Below are 15,636 nucleotides of genomic sequence, written 5' to 3' on the forward strand. Positions count from 1 at the left end.
CTCAGGCGCACACCCGGTTTCTCCCGCTGTTCTTCGCGTGGTAGAGGCGCTCGTCCGCGCGCTTGATGAGGTCGTTCGCGGTGCGATCGCCCTCCTGGAGAAGCGCCACGCCGACGCTGATCGTCACGCGGATGCTGTCGGCCTGGAACACGAACAGGTGCTCCGCGACCTTTTGACGCAGGGTCTCGCCGAGGGCCGCCGCGCCCTCGATGGACGTCTCCGGCAGGATGATGGCGAACTCCTCGCCGCCGTAGCGCGCGAAGACCTCGTCGCGGCGGATGCGGCTCTGCACGATGCGCGCGACCTCCTTCAGCACGAAGTCGCCGGCCAGGTGGCCGTGGACGTCGTTGATGCGCTTGAAGTGGTCGATGTCGAACAGGAGGATCGCGAGGTCCCGCTCGTGGCGGCGGCCGCGGATGATCTCGCGCTCGAGCGCCTCGTAGAGGTAGCGCTTGTTGTGGATCTGCGTGAGACCATCGATGATGGTCATCCGGTAGATCTCTTCGTGGTATTGCGCCTCCACGTCGGCGCCGGACAGGAACTTGAAGATCGTGGGGCCGATCTTCACCCGGTCTCCGTTCTTCAGCACCACCTCGCGGGAGATCTGCTCATCGTTGCAGTACGTCCCGTTGGTGCTCCCGTCGTCGACGACCATCCAGGCGCTCGGCCGCTGCTCGAAATGGGCGTGCCTCCGTGACACGGAGTCGCCGTCGAGCACGATGTGGTTGTCCGCGCCGCGACCGACCCGCGTCGGGTTGTTCTCCAGCACGAACCGCTTGCCGAGCAGCGTGGGCTCCTTCGTGTAGATCACGACCAGGCAGTCGGTCGTGTTCTTGCTGCCGCCGCCCGGTGGGGGCTGGACCACCTGCGTTACACGAGTCTTTTCGTCGAAGTCACTCACGCGCGCTCAGCCCAACCCGTCGTGCGACCTAGCCTCGACATCGTTCGAGCTCTTCCCGAGACGGAACCTACCCGGGCGTGGCTCTTCGGTCGCGATGCAACGGTTCGATATGCCCTAGCTCGCCCAACGTCAAAGCGTACTGACATGCCCCGACTCCCGTCAAGACGGCCATCCGGGCGGAGCCGTCTTCAGTGCTTCCTCCGCCTTCCCGACCCGACAACGGCCTACGTCGCCCTCTGCGCTCGGTCGCGCTTGTTGCGCTTGTTGCGCTCGTTGCGCCCTTCCTCGTTCTCGGCTTGTTCCCCGCACGCCGTCCGCCCCTCGCCGTCGTTTGCTGCCGCTCACGCCGCGCCGCACCGCCGGTGCTCGCCGATGCGCCTTGTGGGGTGCTGTGCGCTGCTATCGCAGCTGACGCCCCATCTCTTTCCTCTTGTGCAGCCCGAGCTGCCGAGGACGCGGGTCTCTCTATGCGTTTCCCGAGCGCGCCGCCACCCGTCCGGCGAGCGATTGAGCCGGCAAGGGAGAGAATGGTTCGCTGGAACACGATGTGTCTGTTTGCCTGGCATGTCCGCGTTCTGCGGGGACGAGGCTCTGTGAGTTCTGCCTCAAAACCAGGGCGCATCACAACGCTGAACTGAGCGAAGCGGAACGCAGCGGACCGGAACGGCGCGAAGCGGAACCGTGCGAAGCGGAACGGAGCGACGCGGAACGGAGCGACGCGGCACGGAGCGACGCGGCACGGAGCGACGCGGCACGGAACGGAGCGAAACCGAGCGAAGCCGAGCAGGACGGCGTGAAGCGGCGCGGAACGGAGCCCCGCGAAGCGGAGCGGAACGGAGCGGAACGGAGCGGAACGGAGCGGAACCGCGTGGACCGACGTGCGCGGCGCGCGCCGCGACCGCGCAGCGGAGGGGCCGCCGGCGCTGCCGGTTAGTTGACTTGGCACACAGGGTGCGTAGGATAGACCTGCGTCGCGGCGGAGACCTTCCCCCCCCAGGTCCGTCGCGGCGTTTTTTTTTCAGGCCGCCGTGCCCATCTTCAGGCCGCGGCGCGACCGCGCGCGAGGGGCGGACACCGCGCCGGCGCGTCGATCAGGCGAGCGACGGCAGCGTCGCGCGCAGCTCACCGCCATCGAATACCCAGAGCTCGCCCGGTCGTCCCGTCGTCCAGGTCTCGTTCGCGGTGAGCGGGCTCGTCGCGACCACCGCGATCCGATCCTTCGGGGTCGTGACGGCCGAGAAGTCGACGCGGACATCGTCGTCGAGGAGCGTCGCGATGCCGAAGGGGGCCTTGCGGATGATGTGACAGAGCCGGGTTGCGCAGCGGGCGAAGAGGTGGCGCCCGTCGCCGAGCAGGAAGTTGAACGTCCCGTCCTGGCCCAGCTCGCCGCCGAGCGCCGCGATCGCCTCCCAGAGCTCGCTGGGACGGCGCGGATAGCCGGGGAACGAGCTGCGGAGGCCCTCCAGCAGGTAACAGAAGGCGTGCTCGCTGTCGGTCGTTCCGATGGGGTTGAAGCGGCCCAGCGCGCGGCGCCGGACGCGAGGGAGCGTGCCGTTGTGCGCGAAGACCCAGTGGCGTCCCCAGAGCTCGCGCATGAACGGGTGCGTGTTGGCGAGGAGCACGTCGCCGCGGGTGCGGCGCCGGATGTGGCCGATCGCGAGCAGCGTCTTGATGGGCGTCTCGCTGAGGAATCGCGCCAGCGGGCTCTCCGCGGCGGGGCTCGGATCGAGGAACACGCGCGCTGCGCGCCCCTCGAAGAACGCGAGGCCCCAGCCGTCAGCGTGGGGACCGGTGCGGCCGCCCCGGTGCCGGAGGCCGTTGAACGAAAAGACGATGTCTGTGGGGACGTTGCACTCCATCCCGAGGAGCTCGCACATGCTCGCGGCTGGACCATATCACCCCGGGAGGGTGTCTGAGATCTCGACGGTGAGGCGCCGATGCGGCTTCTTCATCAGGGCCAGGCGGCGGCGCGGCCTCGCTCCTCGCCGCACGATCCTGGTCACCGACGCGGCGCGATGCGGCGGCGCGGCCTGGCGCCCGCCGCACGATCCCGGTCGACGCCGCGGCGCGATGCGCGGCGTCAGCGGTCCGGCTCGCCCTGGAGCGACGCGCGCGGGATGGAGTGGACGAGATCGATGACCGCCTTGACCGTATCGACCGGCGTCTCCGGGATGATGCCGTGGCCGAGGTTGAAGATGTGCCCGGCGCGCCCGCCGGCCTCCTCGAGCACCGCGCGCGCGCGGCGCTCGGCGACGGCGCGCGGCGCGCAGAGCAGCAGCGGATCGAGGTTGCCCTGCACCGCACGGTCGTACCCGACGCGCTGCCACGCCTTGTCGAGCGGCGTGCGCCAGTCGACGCCGATGACCGTGCCGCCGGCGTCGCGCTGCGCCTCCAGGAGCGCCCCCGTGTTCGTGCCGAAGTGGATGACCGGGACCCCGGTCGCCTCGAGGTCGCGGAGGATGTACCGCACGTGCGGCTGCACGTGCTCGCGGTAGTCGTCGATCGAGAGCGAGCCGACCCACGAGTCGAACAGCTGCACCGCCTGGGCGCCCGCGGCGACCTGCGCGCGCAGCAGGCGGCGGACGACCTCCGAGATCTTGCCCATCAGCGCCGACCACGCCTCGGGGTCGCTCCACATCAGCTGCTTCGTGAGCCGGTAGTCGCTCGACTTGCCCCCCTCGACCAGGTAGCTCGCCATGGTGAACGGCGCGCCGGCGAAGCCGATGAGCGGCGTCTTGCCGTCCAGCTCCTTGCGGATGAGGCGCACGGCGTCGAGCACGTAGCCGAGGCCCTCCTCGGGCTCGAACACCCGCAGCCGCTCGATGCCGGCCCGATCGCGCACGGGCTCGTGGATCACCGGGCCCTCGCCCTTCGCGAACTCGAAGGGGGCGCCCATCGGCTCGAGCGGCAGCAGGATGTCCGCGAAGAGGATCGCCGCGTCCATCCCGAGGCGCAGCGGCTGGAGCGTCACCTCGAGCGCGAGCTCGGGCGTCTTGCAGATCTCGAGGAGCGTGTACTTCTTCCTGAGCTCCCGGTACTCGGCCATGTACCGGCCGGCCTGGCGCATGAACCACACGGGCGTGACATCGGTCGGCTCTCGCCGGCAGGCGCGCAGGAAGCGATCGTGCATGGAAGGCTCCAGGAGGGGTGGACGGGACGCCGTCGGGACGCCCCTTCATGTCCGTTCAGCCATCGCCCGGCAATGGGTTTCAGCCCATCGCCCGCACGTGGGTCGCCGGGAGCGCGGCGCGACCCGGCCCGAGGTGGCCCGGCCGAGGGGGCGGACCCAAGCGCCGGCTCACCCGCCGTGTAGACTACGAGTCTATGGCGCGTCCCTCCAGACCTCCCGGCTTTGACATGACGTACAGGCCCGAGAAGCGCATCGCGTTCGGGCCGCCGCTGAAGGAGCGCATCCCGGCGCTGCTCTACCTGGCCTTCGCCCTCGGCGTCTCGGCGGTGATCGTCTACGGCCAGAACGCTCCCTCGAGCTCCCGGATCTTCCAGTACGTCGTCGAGGGCGATCGCCACCGGCTCGTCTCCTCCAGCGTGTGCGCCATCATCCTGTGCGTGAGCGCGCTGGCGATGGTGCTGCGCGAGCAGATGCGGGGGGTCGTCGTGCACCCGGAAGGGATCGAGCTGCGCGAGCTGCTCACCTTCGGCGTGCCGCGCGTGCGGCGCTTCGCCTGGTCGCAGATCGACCGGATGGCGGTGCCCTCCGCGCAGGCGGGCGCCGGCGCCGCGGCGGTCAGCGGGAGCGTGCCGGCGAGCAACATCCGGCTCGATCTCTGGGACGGGTCGCGCACCTGGCTGCCGGACGTCGGAGACAGGATCGCGCTGTCGGTGATGCTGGAGCGGGTCGCCCTGGCGCGGGCGATCCCGATCGAGGGGGGGACCGGGCTGATGGACGATCTCGGGAACCCCCTTCAGGACGACGGCTGAAGGGAACTAGCGCGCGCTCGCCCCGGCCTTCCGCTGCGCGAACTCCTCGCGCACGCCCTGCCGCAGCTCGGGATCGAGCAGGAGATCCGCGCACGTCATCGCCATGGCCTTGGCGGCGATCAGCATCGAGTCCTGCCCGGAGGGGCTCGCGGCGCGCTCGGCGAACGCGTGCTGGTGGCAGGTCGTCTCTCCCTTGCCGCAGATCGCGATCCACGGATGGATGGCGGGGAGCGCGTGGGACACGTCGCCCATGTCGGTCGAGCCGGTGCCGACGGCGGGGTCCATCTCGAGCGGCGAGCGGCCGAGGGCGCGCAGGTGCTCGCCGAAGCGGCGCGCCATCTTCCGGTTGTTGACCATGTTCTTGTAGCCGCCCTGATCGACGAGCGTGAGCTCGGCCCCGCTCGCCATGGCCGCGCCGCGGGCGCAGCGCTCCACGATCGCCCGCACGCGGGCGAGCTCCTCGGTGTCGAGGGCGCGGACCGAGAACTCGGCGACGGCGAGCTCCGGGATGATGTTGACCGCCTGACCGCCGTTCTTGATGAACCCGTGCACCCGGACGCCGTCGCGGAAGTGGACGCGCTGGCCGTCGATCAGCCGGAAGGTGTCGAGGCAGGCCGTGAGCGCGCTGTTGCCGTCCCACGGCGCGAGCGCGGCGTGCGACGGCTTGCCGCGGAACTGGAGCTCGATCCAGGCGCTGGCCAGCGTGTCGTGCGCGAGCAGGTCGCGGTCGAACGGGTGGAACATCATCGCGGCGTCGACGCCCTCGAAGGCGCCCGCCTCGAGCAGCCTGATCTTGCCGCCGCCCCCCTCCTCGGCGGGCGTCCCGACCAGATCGACGGTGCCGGCCACGGCGTCCTTCTGCCGCGCCAGCGCGAGGAACGCGCCGAGCGCTCCCGCCGCGATCAGGTTGTGCCCGCAAGCGTGGCCGATCTCCGGGAGCGCGTCGTACTCGGCGAGGATGGCGAGGTGGGGACCCCCGCCGCGCCCGATGCGCGCGCGGAGCGAGGTCGGCATGCCGGCGAGCCCCCGCTCGACCTGGATGCCGCGCTTCTCGACGGCCTCGGCGAGCCAGGCCGCAGCCCTGTGCTCCTCGAACCGGAGCTCGGGGTTCGCGTGGATGCGCGCGGCGATCTCGCGGAGGTCCGGGGAGAGGTCGTCGATGTCACGCTGGATGCGGCTCGGGTCGAGGTTCATGGCGGCGAGCGATACTACTCTGGATCCGCGCGGCTCGCCCGGGCCATGGTGGCGCTGGCGGAGGAGCTCCGCCGACGCCGCCCGGTGGTGACGCTCGCGCGCTCGCGCGTTCGCGCGCCGCCACGCTGTCGGGACTTCTCACGGAGCCAGGATCCTCGAATGCACGGACCGCGCTGCTCTCCGCTCCTCTTCTGCTTCTTCTGCTTCTGCCCCTGCCTCGCGGCGGCGCTCGCGCTCGCTGCCTGCGACGCGCGCCCACGCCCGCGCCAGGAGGCCGGGCGGGCCGCTTCGAGCGCGAGCGCGGGGCCTCTGCCGGCCCAGGCCGCTCCGGCGCAGGCCGGGCCCGCCCGCGTCGCGGTCGAGGCGAGGGCGATGGGCACGAGCCTGCTCCTCGCCGCCTACACGAGCGAGGCGATGGATGAGGCCGCGATCAGGGCCCGGCTGGACAAGGCGATCGCCGAGATCCGCAGGCTCGAGGGGCTCATGACGACCTGGCGGCAGGACAGCGAGCTGTCGCGGGTCAACGCGGCGGCCGGGAAGGGCGCGGTGGAGGTGAGCCCGGAGTCGCTCGCCGTGATCGAGAAGAGCCTCTGGATCAGCGAGCGCTCCGAGGGGGTCTTCGACGTCACCTTCGAGGCGATGCACGGGCTCTGGAAGTTCGACGAGGACATCGACGACAACGTGCCGCGCAAGGAAGACGTCGAGCGGGCGCGCGCGCTCATCGATCACAGGCAGATCAAGATCGATCGCGCGCGGCGCACGGTGATGCTCGGGAAGCCCGGGATGCGGATGAGCCTCGGCGGGATCGCGAAGGGCTACGCCGTCGACGCCGCGGCGCGCGTGCTGCGCGGGGAGGGGCTGACGTCGTTCTTCGTGCAGGCCGGCGGTGATCTGTACATCGCCGGAAAGAAGCCGGACGGGTCGCCGTGGAGGGCAGGGGTGCGGGACCCGCGCGGCAAGGACGCGAACGACTACTTCGCGATGATCGAGGTGGAGGACCACGCCTTCTCCACGGCGGGCGACTACGAGCGGAGCTTCATCAAGGACGGCAGGCGCTATCACCACATCATCGATCCGCGGACCGGGTTCCCGGCGACCGGGAGCCGGAGCGTGACCATCTGGGCAAAGGACGCGCTGACCGCGGACGCCGTCGATGATGCGGCGTTCATCCTGGGAGCCGAGAAGGGGCTCGCGCTCGTCGAGTCGATCGAGGACTGCGGCGCGGTGATCGTCGACCGGAACAACAAGGTGTGGGTGTCGAAGCGGCTGGAGGGCAAGGTCGAGGTGCTGCGGCAGCCGACGGAGGGGCTGTAGTGGTCTCGGCCCTGAGGCCAGGTTTCAGGTGTTGCGCTTTGCGTGTGGAGCCCTTCGTGCTCTCGGAAATTTGCGGCGTGCGCACGCTTTCCGAGGAGCTTCGAGCCGTCAAACATCAAGACGAGTTCAATGTTGCAATTGCCATTCTCAACGAGGGAGATGTCGATGCATCTGCTGGAGATTGTATTTGCAGATGCCAGGTGCCGCGAAGCGATGATCGTCGCTATGCAGTAGAGTGCCTCGACGAGCCCGATCTGATCCCGGAATGCGGCCGCCGCCTTGGCGAACTCCTCCACGCGCTCGGCTCCGGCGCAGGGGCCGCCCGCGACGTGCGCCCCTTCACCCCTCGAAGAGCTCGTCCAGCGTCCCTGCGACCAGGATCCGTTCGGCCCACACCGCGAGCCGCTCCCCGGACGCCGCGACGATCTTCTCCCGCGCCGCCCCGGGCACCTCGCCGAACCTCGCCCGGATCTGGCGCAGCAGCACGGCGCGCTGCCCCTCGTCGAGCGCGTCCTGGCGCTCGCGCGCCTTGATGGCCTCGATCTCCGGATTGCCCTTGTGCTCGAGCGCGCGGATGACCTCGCGCTCGGCCGCCGCCCCGTCGAGCAATGCGCGGACATGAACCGGACGGACCAGGCACACATCCTCGAGCCTTGCGTCAGGCGTGAGCGGAACGAACCGCGCTTCGGCCACCGACCACTCGGCGACCTCACCGCGCTTGACGAAGATCGCGAAGACGCGGCGCACGCCCCGGGCGATGAGATCCTCCGCCTTCTCACGCACGTCCCGCATCGATTGCTCGTTGACGATCTCGAACGAGAGCTCCTCCAGGTACCGGCGCCCCGTCGCGGGATCGGTCCCTGTCTTGCGAATCGAGAGGTCCGTGGCGAAATCCGAGCCCTCGGCGACGCGGGTGATGAGGTCGGCAGCGCCGATGTAGCCGGGCCGTAGATGCGGCGCGATCAGGAAATCCAGCCGCACCTGCTGCTCGGCGTGCGGCTCGAGCGACGGCGCCGCGACGACCTTGCGCCCGCGGAGCACCTCGTCGCGCGTCACCTCCGGCCTCACGAGGTGCTCGTCCACCGGCGGGAAATCCGCGCGCCGCTGATCCGCAGGCGGGAGCCTGGCCGCCGCGCCGCCCCCAGCGGCCGGGGCGAGCAGGAACGTGGCGCCGGTCGGCTTCGGATCCATGCGAGCAAGGGTAGCATGCTGGCCGCTGCGAGGAACCTCGCTCCGGAGCGCGCCTCGTTCGCCCCTCACCGCCCCTTGTAGACCGGCTTCCGCTTCTCGGCGAACGCGCGCAGCGCCTCCAGCCGATCCTCGCTGCGCAGCGTCTCGTCGTAGTGGACCCGCTCGATCTCGAGCCCGAGCGAGAGCGGCACGTCATAGCCGTCGTCGATCGCCCCGAGCGCCGCGGCCTGCGCGATGGGCGCGCCGCTCGCGATCGGCTCGATCCACGCGATCGCGTCGTCGACCACCGGCGTCCCCTCGGGCGACACCCGGTTCACGAGGCCCCAGGCGAGCGCCTCGGGCGCGGTGAGCTTCCTGCCGAGCAGGATCATCTCCTTCGCCCGCGCCTCGCCGACGACCCGCGGCAGCCGCTGCGTGCCGCCCGCGCCCGGGATGATGCCGAGCGACGTCTCCGGCAGCGCGAGCTCGGCGTGCGGCGCCGCCACCCGGAGATCGCAGATCAGCGCGAGCTCCAGCCCCCCGCCGAACGCGACGCCGTTGATCGCCGCGATCACCGGCTTCGGGCTCCGCGCGAGCACCCCGAGGTCGGTCCGGTACAGGCCCACCTGGCGACGGACGTCGTCGGGGCTCATGCCCTGCCGCTCCTTGAGGTCGGCGCCCGCGCAGAACGCCTTGTCACCGGCGCCCGTGATCACGATCGCGCGCACCTCCGGGTCGTCGACGAGCTCGCGCCCGAGGCGGCCGAAGGCGAGCAGCGCGTCCCGGGACAGCGCGTTGCGGCGATCCGCCCGATCGATGGTGAGCACCGCGACCGCGCCGCGCCGGTCGAGCTTCACGGGAGGGGCTTCCGACATGGATCCTGCCTAGTCGACCGCGGCGGCGCGGCAAAGAGGCTCGCTCACTTGGCGTCGGCCGCCTTCTTGGCCTTGGTGCTCGTCACCTCGAGCTTGCCCAGCCGCGCCCTGATCTCCGCGTTGTCGCGCCGCAGCGCCTCGAGCTCGTCCCGCAGCCGATCCAGCTCGCGCTTGCCCGCCCCGCCGAGATCGCGCAAGACCTCGCGGATCCGACGCCGCACCCGCCCGTCGAGATCGCGGTCGAGCTGCCGCTGGAGCGCGCCCCGCGACCGGCCGTCGCCGAGATCGCCCAGCGCCCGCGCGACGTCGACCCGGAGGTACGGATCCGGCTGATCGAGGAGCTCCTCGAGGAGCTCGCGCGTCCGCCGATCGCTGGAGAGCTTCGGCAACGCCATGATCGCCGCCCGCCGCCCCCGCGTCGGGACGCCGTAGCGCGTGCGGGCCGTCAGGTGCGGCACGGCGCGCTCGTCCCGCAGGTTGGCCAGCCCGTCGATCACGCCGCAGCGGATGACCTCGCCCCACGACGGGCGATCCAGGAGATCGACCAGCGTCTCGAACCCCGAGCTCTGCCGCGTGGCCCCGAGCGCGCGCGCCGCCTCGGCCTGCACCAGGTAGCTCGCGTCGCGCAGGGCGAGCTTGCCGAGGACCTCCGCCGCCTTGGCCGACCGGAAGCTGCCGAGCGCGCTCGCGACCGCCCGGCGCACCTTCGGGTGCTCCACGCCCGCGCTGCCCTCGAGCAGCGCGAACGCCGCGCTCGACTGGAGCGCGCCGAGCGCGGCCGCGGCGGTGGCGCGCACCCCCCAGAACTCGCTCGCGTCCGAGAGCGACTGCCCGAGCGCCCGCGCCGTCGGCGGGTCGTCGCGCCGCGAGAGCGGCTTCGCGGCGAGCATGCGGCCGCGCGCCGTGGGCGCGTGGGCGAGCTGCGCCCGCAGGAGATCGCCGGGCGCGTCGACCCGGACCTCGCCCAGGATCCTGAGGTCCGGATCCACCACCACGAAGCGAGGCCGCCGCGGCAGCGGGATGACGAAGGTGTGCGCCGCCTGATCCACGCGCCGCACCTCGCGCCGCGTGACCGAGCTCTTGCCCTCCGTGAAGCCGAAATCGAGCACCAGGTCGAACGCGAAGACGGGCGGCGTCGAGGCGTCCGGCTGGAGCGCGTGCTCCCGGCTGGGCTGCCCGGCCGCCTGCGCCTGCTTCACCATCACGGTGCACTGGTCGCCCTCGATCTCGATCTTCACGTCGAGCTCGGGGTGCCCGGCGCGGAAGACCCACTGCTCGAAGAAGCGCTCCAGCGATTTGCCGCTCACGTCCTCGAGCGCGCGGGCGAGATCCCGCGTCTCCACGACCCCGCGCGCGTGGCGCGTCAGGTAGGTGCTCACCCCGCGCCAGAAGAGCTCGTCGCCGAGCTCCCGGCGGAGCAGGTGGAGCACGAGCCCGCCCTTCTCGTAGAGGTGTCGATCGAAGACGTCGAGCGGCGCGTCGTAGTCCTGACAGACGATGGGCCGCCGGTAACGCCCGCGCGCCTCGCCAAGGTACGAGTCGAGATCGGCCTTCAGGCCGTGATCGTACTCGTCGGCGCCGAGGTGGTGCTCCCGATAGACGTGCTCCATGAACGTCGCGAATCCCTCGTTGAGCCAGCCGTGCGACCAGTCGCGGCAGGTCACCAGATCGCCGAACCACTGGTGCGCGAGCTCGTGGGCGATGAGATCGTCCGAGGAGATGTCGAGCGCCGCCCGCTCGTCGAGCAGGATGTGCTCGTACATCGTGGTGGCGGTCGTGTTCTCCATCCCTCCGAAGATGAAGTCGCTCACCACCACCTGCGCGTAGCGGCGGAAAGGATACTTTACGCCGAGCTTCTCGCTGAAGTGGTGGATCATGTCCGGCGTGCGCGCGAACGTGCGGCGGCCGTCCTCCTCGCGCCCCTTCGGCACGAAGTACGCGAGCGGGACGTCGAGCGCCGCGTCGTCGATGCGGGCGAACTCGCCCGCCACGAGCGTGAACAGGTAGCTCGGGTGAGGCTCGTCCAGCCGGTAGTGATAGACGCCCTCCTTCTGCGATCTCGCGTCGCTCGCGAGCTCGCCGTTCGACAGGCAGTACCAGCCCGGCGGCACCTGCGCGCGCAGCTCGGTCGTCTGCTTGATATGGGGCTTGTCGATGCACGGGAAGATGTGGCGCGCGTCCTCGTCCTGACACTGCGTCCAGACCTGGCGGGGGCGGTCGGGGACGTGCTCGTCCGGCTGGAGGAAATAGATCCCCCGGCGCGGCGTCGCCCGGTACCGGACCAGGATCGACACCTCGGCCTCGTCGAGCGGCACGGCGACGCGGATCGTCTCGCCGTCGTAGGTGTGCTCGGCCGGGTGGAACCCGCCGCTCGCCGCCTTGCCCGCGCCGCGCTTGGGCTTCGCGGCGCGGCCGGCCCCGGCGCTGATCTCGACCGCCTCGAGGTCGAAGCCTGTCGCGTCGAGCGCGATCTCGCGCGCGCCGGGGTCGACGCGGACCGCGTCGAGCCGCGCCGTGCCGCGGATCGAGCGCGCCTCGACGTCGAGGGCGAGATCGAGGGCGATGTGCCGGATCGTGAAGGGGCGCGAGCGCTCGTAGACGCGCCTCGTCCCGGCCAGCGTGAAGGGCCGCGACGCGGCCGCGAACTCGGACGACGACAGCACGGAGCCGCAGGCGCAGCGCGAGTGGAGCCGGTACTCGATGGACATCTCCGCGGAGTTTCCCCGCGCGGCGCCCGGCGCTGCAAGCAAGAACTCGTGCGCGGGGGCGGGTCGCCGGGCAGATCAGCCCGTCTTGAGGCCGTCGAGCACCTCGAGCGCCAGCTCGTACTTGCCGAGGGGCGGCATCAGGTAGGCCCCCTGCACCCGGTCGCGCACCGAGAAGAGCATCTCGCGGGCGATCTTCACCCCCTCCTTGCGCGCCTCGGGGCCGGCCGGCACCTTGCGCATGCGCTCGCGGATCTCCTCCGGGATCTGCATGCCGGGCACCTCGTTGTGGAGGAACTCGGCGTTTTTGTGGCTGACCAGCGGCAGCACGCCGACGAGCACCGGCATCCCCAGGTGCTCGATGCGCCGCAGCACCTTCTCGAGCAGATCCTGGTGGAAGATCGGCTGGGTCATGATGATGTCGGCGCCCGCCGCGCGCTTCCGTTCCAGACGCGCGATCTCCTTGTCGAGGTCCTGGGCGCCGGGCTCGAGCCCCGTGGCGAGCAGGAACGACGTCTTGCCGCCCGGGATCGGCTTGCCGGCCGGGTCGAGGCCGCGGTTCATCGTGCTCGCCATGTGGAGCAGCCCGATGGAGTCGAGGTCGTAGACGGCGGTCGCCTCCGGGTAGTCGCCGACCTTCGGCGGATCGCCCGTGATGACGACGAGGTTCTTGATGCCGATCGCGTGGGCGCCGAGCAGGTGCGCCATCTGGCCGATGAGGTTCCGGTCGCGGCCGCAGACGTGCAGGATCGGCTCGATGCCGTAGCGCTGGACCAAGAGCGAGCAGAAGGCGAGGTTCGTCATCCGCGCCGTGGCGCGCGGGCCGTCGGCGACGTTCACGACGTCGACGCCGCTGTCGATGAGCATCTTCGCGGCGCTCAGCGCGCTCTCGGGGCTCAGGCCCGGCGCCGGGTTCACCTCGACGGAGACCACGAACTTGCCCGCGGCGATCTTCGCCGCGAGGGGGCTCCGCTCGCCGAGCGGCGTGGGCTCGAGCCCCGTGGGCGCGTCCATCGTGATGTGCGGGCGCGCGGCGACCTCGGGCGCGGCGCCGCCCCGGAGCATGCGGGCCGACTTGGCCATCCACCGGACGTGCTCGGGCGTCGTCCCGCAGCAGCCGCCGATCATCGCCGCGCCGGCCTGGATCATGCGGCGGGCGAAGACGTCGAAGTACTCGGGCGTCGCCATGTAGAGCTGGCGGCCGTCGACCGTGCGGGGCAGGCCCGCGTTCGGCTGCACGCAGAGCGGGAGCCCCGCGGTCGCCATCCGCTCCGCCATCGCGAGCGACAGCTGCGGGCCGTCGCCGCAGTTGACGCCGAGCAGCTCGACCCCCCAGTCCCGCAGCGTCCGCGCGACGCGCTCCGGCTCGCTGCCGTCCGCCGCGACGCCGCTCGTGTCGAACGTCATCGACGCGAGGACCGGGAGCCCCGGCGCGGCCGACCGCGCCGCGTCGATGGCGAGCTTGATCTCGTCGAGATGGCGAAATGTTTCGAGGATCAGGAGGTCCGCGCCGCCCTCGGCGAGCGCGCCGGCCTGCTCCGCGAACGTGGCGGACGCGGCGGCGAGGTCGTCGCGCGTGGCGACGCCGGGCACGAGCCCCGTCGGGCCGATCGAGCCGGCGACGTACGCGTCGCCGCCCGCGATCTCGCGCGCGACGCGCGCGCCCGCGAGGTTGAAGTTGCGCACCTCGTTGACGAGCCCGTACCGCTCGAGCCGGAACCTGTTCGCGCCGAAGGTGTTCGTCTCGATGACGTTCGCGCCCGCCGCGACGTACTCGGCGTGGATCTTCTTCACGAGATCGGGGCGCGCCACGTTCAGCTGCTCGAAGTTCTGGGTGACGAACACCCCGCGCTCGTAGAGCAGCGAGCCCATCGCGCCGTCGAACACGAGGATCGAACGCCGGAGCGCGTCGAGGAACGGGGCCTCTGGTCTCGTGCGGGACATGGGGCGCATCGTAGGGGCGCTCCGGCTTCTCAGGAAGGGGGGCTCGACGCGGTTGACGGCGCGGCGAGGATCTCGGTAGGGCAGTGCTCGAGATGAGCACGCCCCGATGGCTTCAAGCATTCGCCCTGGCGGTCTCCGCCGCTGCTCCGCTCCTCGCCGCCCCTTCCGAGGCGCACGCCTGGCATCCGCCGGTGCACCGCTCGGACGCAGGCGTGGATCTCTACCTGTGGAGCGCCCGTGATTACGGCACGTCGCTCGCCGCCGTCCCGTTCGTGCAGTTCGAGCCGTCGCCGGATCTGTTCATCAACCTGAAGTTCCCGCTGGCGCTCTCGTTCGACGGCCCGGGGGATTTCGAGGACCCGGACCGCCAGTCGCGCGCCGCGCTCGGCAACCCGACGTTCACGCTCTACTACTCGGACATTGCCCGCAAGCTCACGTGGTACGCGGGCGGCCGCGCCGGGCTGCCGCTCGGCGCGGTCGACGGCTACGACTGGCACGTCGCCAGGGACTTCAGCGCGGCGGCGATGGCCTATTACGATCTGCACCTCTGGGCGGCGAACGCGCTCCCGGTCGGCGGCCTGGGCGGCATCGAGTACCGCTTCGGGAGGTCCTTCGTGCTCCGGGCGGGCGGGGACCTCACGTTCTTCATCCCGGTGGGGGACGGCGTCGCGCGCGATTTCCTCGACGACTCCGACGATCTCGAGGCGGTGTTCCAGGCGAAGGTCGAGCCCGAGCTCCAGAGCCGCTCCGGCTTCGGCGGCGGCGTGGCGCTCCAGACGGTGTGGGTGCCGTCGGCCGACGGCGATCAGGGGCAGGTCTCGCTGCTGCCGTATTTCGTGTACGACAGCCAGAAGACCTTCTTCATGCGGGCCGGCCTGCTCCTCGCGCTGGACAGGCCGCTCGGGCCCGCGTTCGACCGGGGGCGGGTAACGTCCCTCTACCTGCAGTTCGGCGGGCACATCGACTAGCGTGCCGGGCGGTTCGAGAGAGCGAGAGATGAGCCGGACATGACCCGTCGCCGTGCCATCGCCTGGGGCGCCGCCATCGTCGGCGCGCTGGCCCTCGTGCTCGTCGCGGTCAAGCTCGGCCGGTTTCCGCCGGACACGACGCCCGAGGGCGCCTATCTCCGCATCGCGAACAGCATCGGCGTCAACGATCCGCGCGCGTGCTTCGCGTACCTCGAGGACCGGGCGCAGCACGCGGCGTACACCATCCGCGACTACCGGCGGAAGGCGAGCGAGCGGATCGAGGCGAGCTACCCGGAGCCGGAGCGCGCGCGCCTGCTGGAGCAGTACCGCGCGCACGCGATGGCCGAGGACGGGGCGGACGTGTGGGTCGACATGGCCACGAAGCAGGGCTTCATCGCGCGCCTCCGGCGCGACATGTCCGGCATCGGGAAGGTGGAGGTGACGGGTGAGCGCGCCACGGTCGAGACGGCGCGCGGCACGCGGTACCCGTTCCGGCGGCGCGACAACGGCATCTGGGGGCTCACGCTGTTCACCGCGGACCTCGTGGCCGAGGCCGAGCGGGCCGCGCGGGACTGGGACGTCGTGGAGAAGGCCGCGCTCGACTACGAGCGGGGGCGGTGAGCGAG

At 71.2% G+C, this 15,636-nt stretch carries 12 protein-coding genes; 4 read left to right on the top strand and 8 right to left on the bottom strand.

The window, feature by feature from the left end; all coding sequences use genetic code 11:
* Position 1: 1 nt before the first annotated feature.
* The 3 genes from WMF27_RS43715 to hemE form a co-directional block, all read right to left on the bottom strand.
* A complete protein-coding gene (locus WMF27_RS43715; protein WP_012241235.1) occupies positions 2-901 on the bottom strand; it encodes a GGDEF domain-containing protein in 900 nt (299 codons plus the stop codon).
* A gap of 1,091 nt (positions 902-1,992) precedes the next feature.
* Complete coding sequence (locus WMF27_RS43720; protein ID WP_437762945.1) at positions 1,993-2,778, bottom strand: class II glutamine amidotransferase; 786 nt, start codon at positions 2,776-2,778, stop codon at positions 1,993-1,995.
* Between the two features lie 203 nt (positions 2,779-2,981).
* The gene (gene hemE, locus WMF27_RS43725; protein WP_012241237.1) at positions 2,982-4,031 is read right to left on the bottom strand and encodes a uroporphyrinogen decarboxylase; all 1,050 of its coding nucleotides are present in this window, start codon (positions 4,029-4,031) and stop codon (positions 2,982-2,984) included.
* 227 nt (positions 4,032-4,258) lie between these two features.
* Between hemE and WMF27_RS43730 the strand changes: the two genes are divergently transcribed.
* A complete protein-coding gene (locus WMF27_RS43730; RefSeq protein WP_437762944.1) occupies positions 4,259-4,840 on the top strand; it encodes a hypothetical protein in 582 nt (193 codons plus the stop codon).
* 6 nt (positions 4,841-4,846) lie between these two features.
* Here the strand turns inward: WMF27_RS43730 and WMF27_RS43735 are convergent, their stop codons facing one another.
* On the bottom strand, positions 4,847-6,034 hold the full coding sequence (locus WMF27_RS43735) for a M20 family metallopeptidase (RefSeq protein ID WP_437762943.1): 1,188 nt from the start codon (positions 6,032-6,034) through the stop codon (positions 4,847-4,849).
* Between the two features lie 159 nt (positions 6,035-6,193).
* On the opposite strand from WMF27_RS43735, the gene WMF27_RS43740 reads away from it, so the two are divergent.
* Positions 6,194-7,348, top strand: coding sequence for an FAD:protein FMN transferase (locus tag WMF27_RS43740; protein ID WP_437762942.1), 1,155 nt, complete (start codon positions 6,194-6,196; stop codon positions 7,346-7,348).
* A gap of 339 nt (positions 7,349-7,687) precedes the next feature.
* Here WMF27_RS43740 and WMF27_RS43745 read toward each other — a convergent pair whose 3' ends face one another.
* The 4 genes from WMF27_RS43745 to WMF27_RS43760 form a co-directional block, all read right to left on the bottom strand.
* Complete coding sequence (locus WMF27_RS43745; protein WP_437762941.1) at positions 7,688-8,539, bottom strand: hypothetical protein; 852 nt, start codon at positions 8,537-8,539, stop codon at positions 7,688-7,690.
* Positions 8,540-8,604: 65 nt separating this feature from the next.
* Positions 8,605-9,393: an enoyl-CoA hydratase-related protein gene (locus WMF27_RS43750; RefSeq protein ID WP_437762940.1), complete on the bottom strand. Its 789-nt coding sequence runs from the start codon at positions 9,391-9,393 to the stop codon at positions 8,605-8,607.
* A gap of 44 nt (positions 9,394-9,437) precedes the next feature.
* Positions 9,438-12,101 carry a M1 family aminopeptidase gene (locus WMF27_RS43755; protein ID WP_437762939.1) on the bottom strand — a complete coding sequence of 888 codons (2,664 nt, stop codon included), beginning with the start codon at positions 12,099-12,101 and terminating at the stop codon, positions 9,438-9,440.
* Positions 12,102-12,176: 75 nt separating this feature from the next.
* On the bottom strand, positions 12,177-14,042 hold the full coding sequence (locus tag WMF27_RS43760; RefSeq protein WP_437762938.1) for a bifunctional homocysteine S-methyltransferase/methylenetetrahydrofolate reductase: 1,866 nt from the start codon (positions 14,040-14,042) through the stop codon (positions 12,177-12,179).
* 92 nt (positions 14,043-14,134) lie between these two features.
* Here WMF27_RS43760 and WMF27_RS43765 point away from each other — a divergent pair, with 92 nt between their 5' ends.
* Both WMF27_RS43765 and WMF27_RS43770 read left to right on the top strand, forming a co-directional pair.
* Positions 14,135-15,010 carry a hypothetical protein gene (locus tag WMF27_RS43765; RefSeq protein WP_437762937.1) on the top strand — a complete coding sequence of 292 codons (876 nt, stop codon included), beginning with the start codon at positions 14,135-14,137 and terminating at the stop codon, positions 15,008-15,010.
* A gap of 39 nt (positions 15,011-15,049) precedes the next feature.
* Positions 15,050-15,631 (top strand): hypothetical protein, encoded by a 582-nt coding sequence (locus WMF27_RS43770; protein ID WP_437762936.1) that lies wholly within the window; start codon positions 15,050-15,052, stop codon positions 15,629-15,631.
* Positions 15,632-15,636: the final 5 nt, after the last annotated feature.

This window comes from Sorangium sp. So ce281 (assembly GCF_051527395.1).
Taxonomy (GTDB): domain Bacteria; phylum Myxococcota_A; class Polyangia; order Polyangiales; family Polyangiaceae; genus Sorangium; species Sorangium cellulosum_B.

What these genes read in the sequence shown, in the direction of transcription:
- WMF27_RS43720 (WP_437762945.1), bottom strand. Translation starts at nt 2,778, where the DNA reads ATGTGCGAGCTCCTCGGGATGGAGTGCAACGTCCCCACAGACATCGTC.
- hemE (WP_012241237.1), bottom strand. Translation starts at nt 4,031, where the DNA reads ATGCACGATCGCTTCCTGCGCGCCTGCCGGCGAGAGCCGACCGATGTC.
- WMF27_RS43730 (WP_437762944.1), top strand. Translation starts at nt 4,259, where the DNA reads ATGACGTACAGGCCCGAGAAGCGCATCGCGTTCGGGCCGCCGCTGAAG.
- WMF27_RS43735 (WP_437762943.1), bottom strand. Translation starts at nt 6,034, where the DNA reads ATGAACCTCGACCCGAGCCGCATCCAGCGTGACATCGACGACCTCTCC.
- WMF27_RS43740 (WP_437762942.1), top strand. Translation starts at nt 6,194, where the DNA reads ATGCACGGACCGCGCTGCTCTCCGCTCCTCTTCTGCTTCTTCTGCTTC.
- WMF27_RS43745 (WP_437762941.1), bottom strand. Translation starts at nt 8,539, where the DNA reads ATGGATCCGAAGCCGACCGGCGCCACGTTCCTGCTCGCCCCGGCCGCT.
- WMF27_RS43750 (WP_437762940.1), bottom strand. Translation starts at nt 9,393, where the DNA reads ATGTCGGAAGCCCCTCCCGTGAAGCTCGACCGGCGCGGCGCGGTCGCG.
- WMF27_RS43755 (WP_437762939.1), bottom strand. Translation starts at nt 12,101, where the DNA reads ATGTCCATCGAGTACCGGCTCCACTCGCGCTGCGCCTGCGGCTCCGTG.
- WMF27_RS43760 (WP_437762938.1), bottom strand. Translation starts at nt 14,042, where the DNA reads ATGTCCCGCACGAGACCAGAGGCCCCGTTCCTCGACGCGCTCCGGCGT.
- WMF27_RS43765 (WP_437762937.1), top strand. Translation starts at nt 14,135, where the DNA reads ATGAGCACGCCCCGATGGCTTCAAGCATTCGCCCTGGCGGTCTCCGCC.
- WMF27_RS43770 (WP_437762936.1), top strand. Translation starts at nt 15,050, where the DNA reads ATGACCCGTCGCCGTGCCATCGCCTGGGGCGCCGCCATCGTCGGCGCG.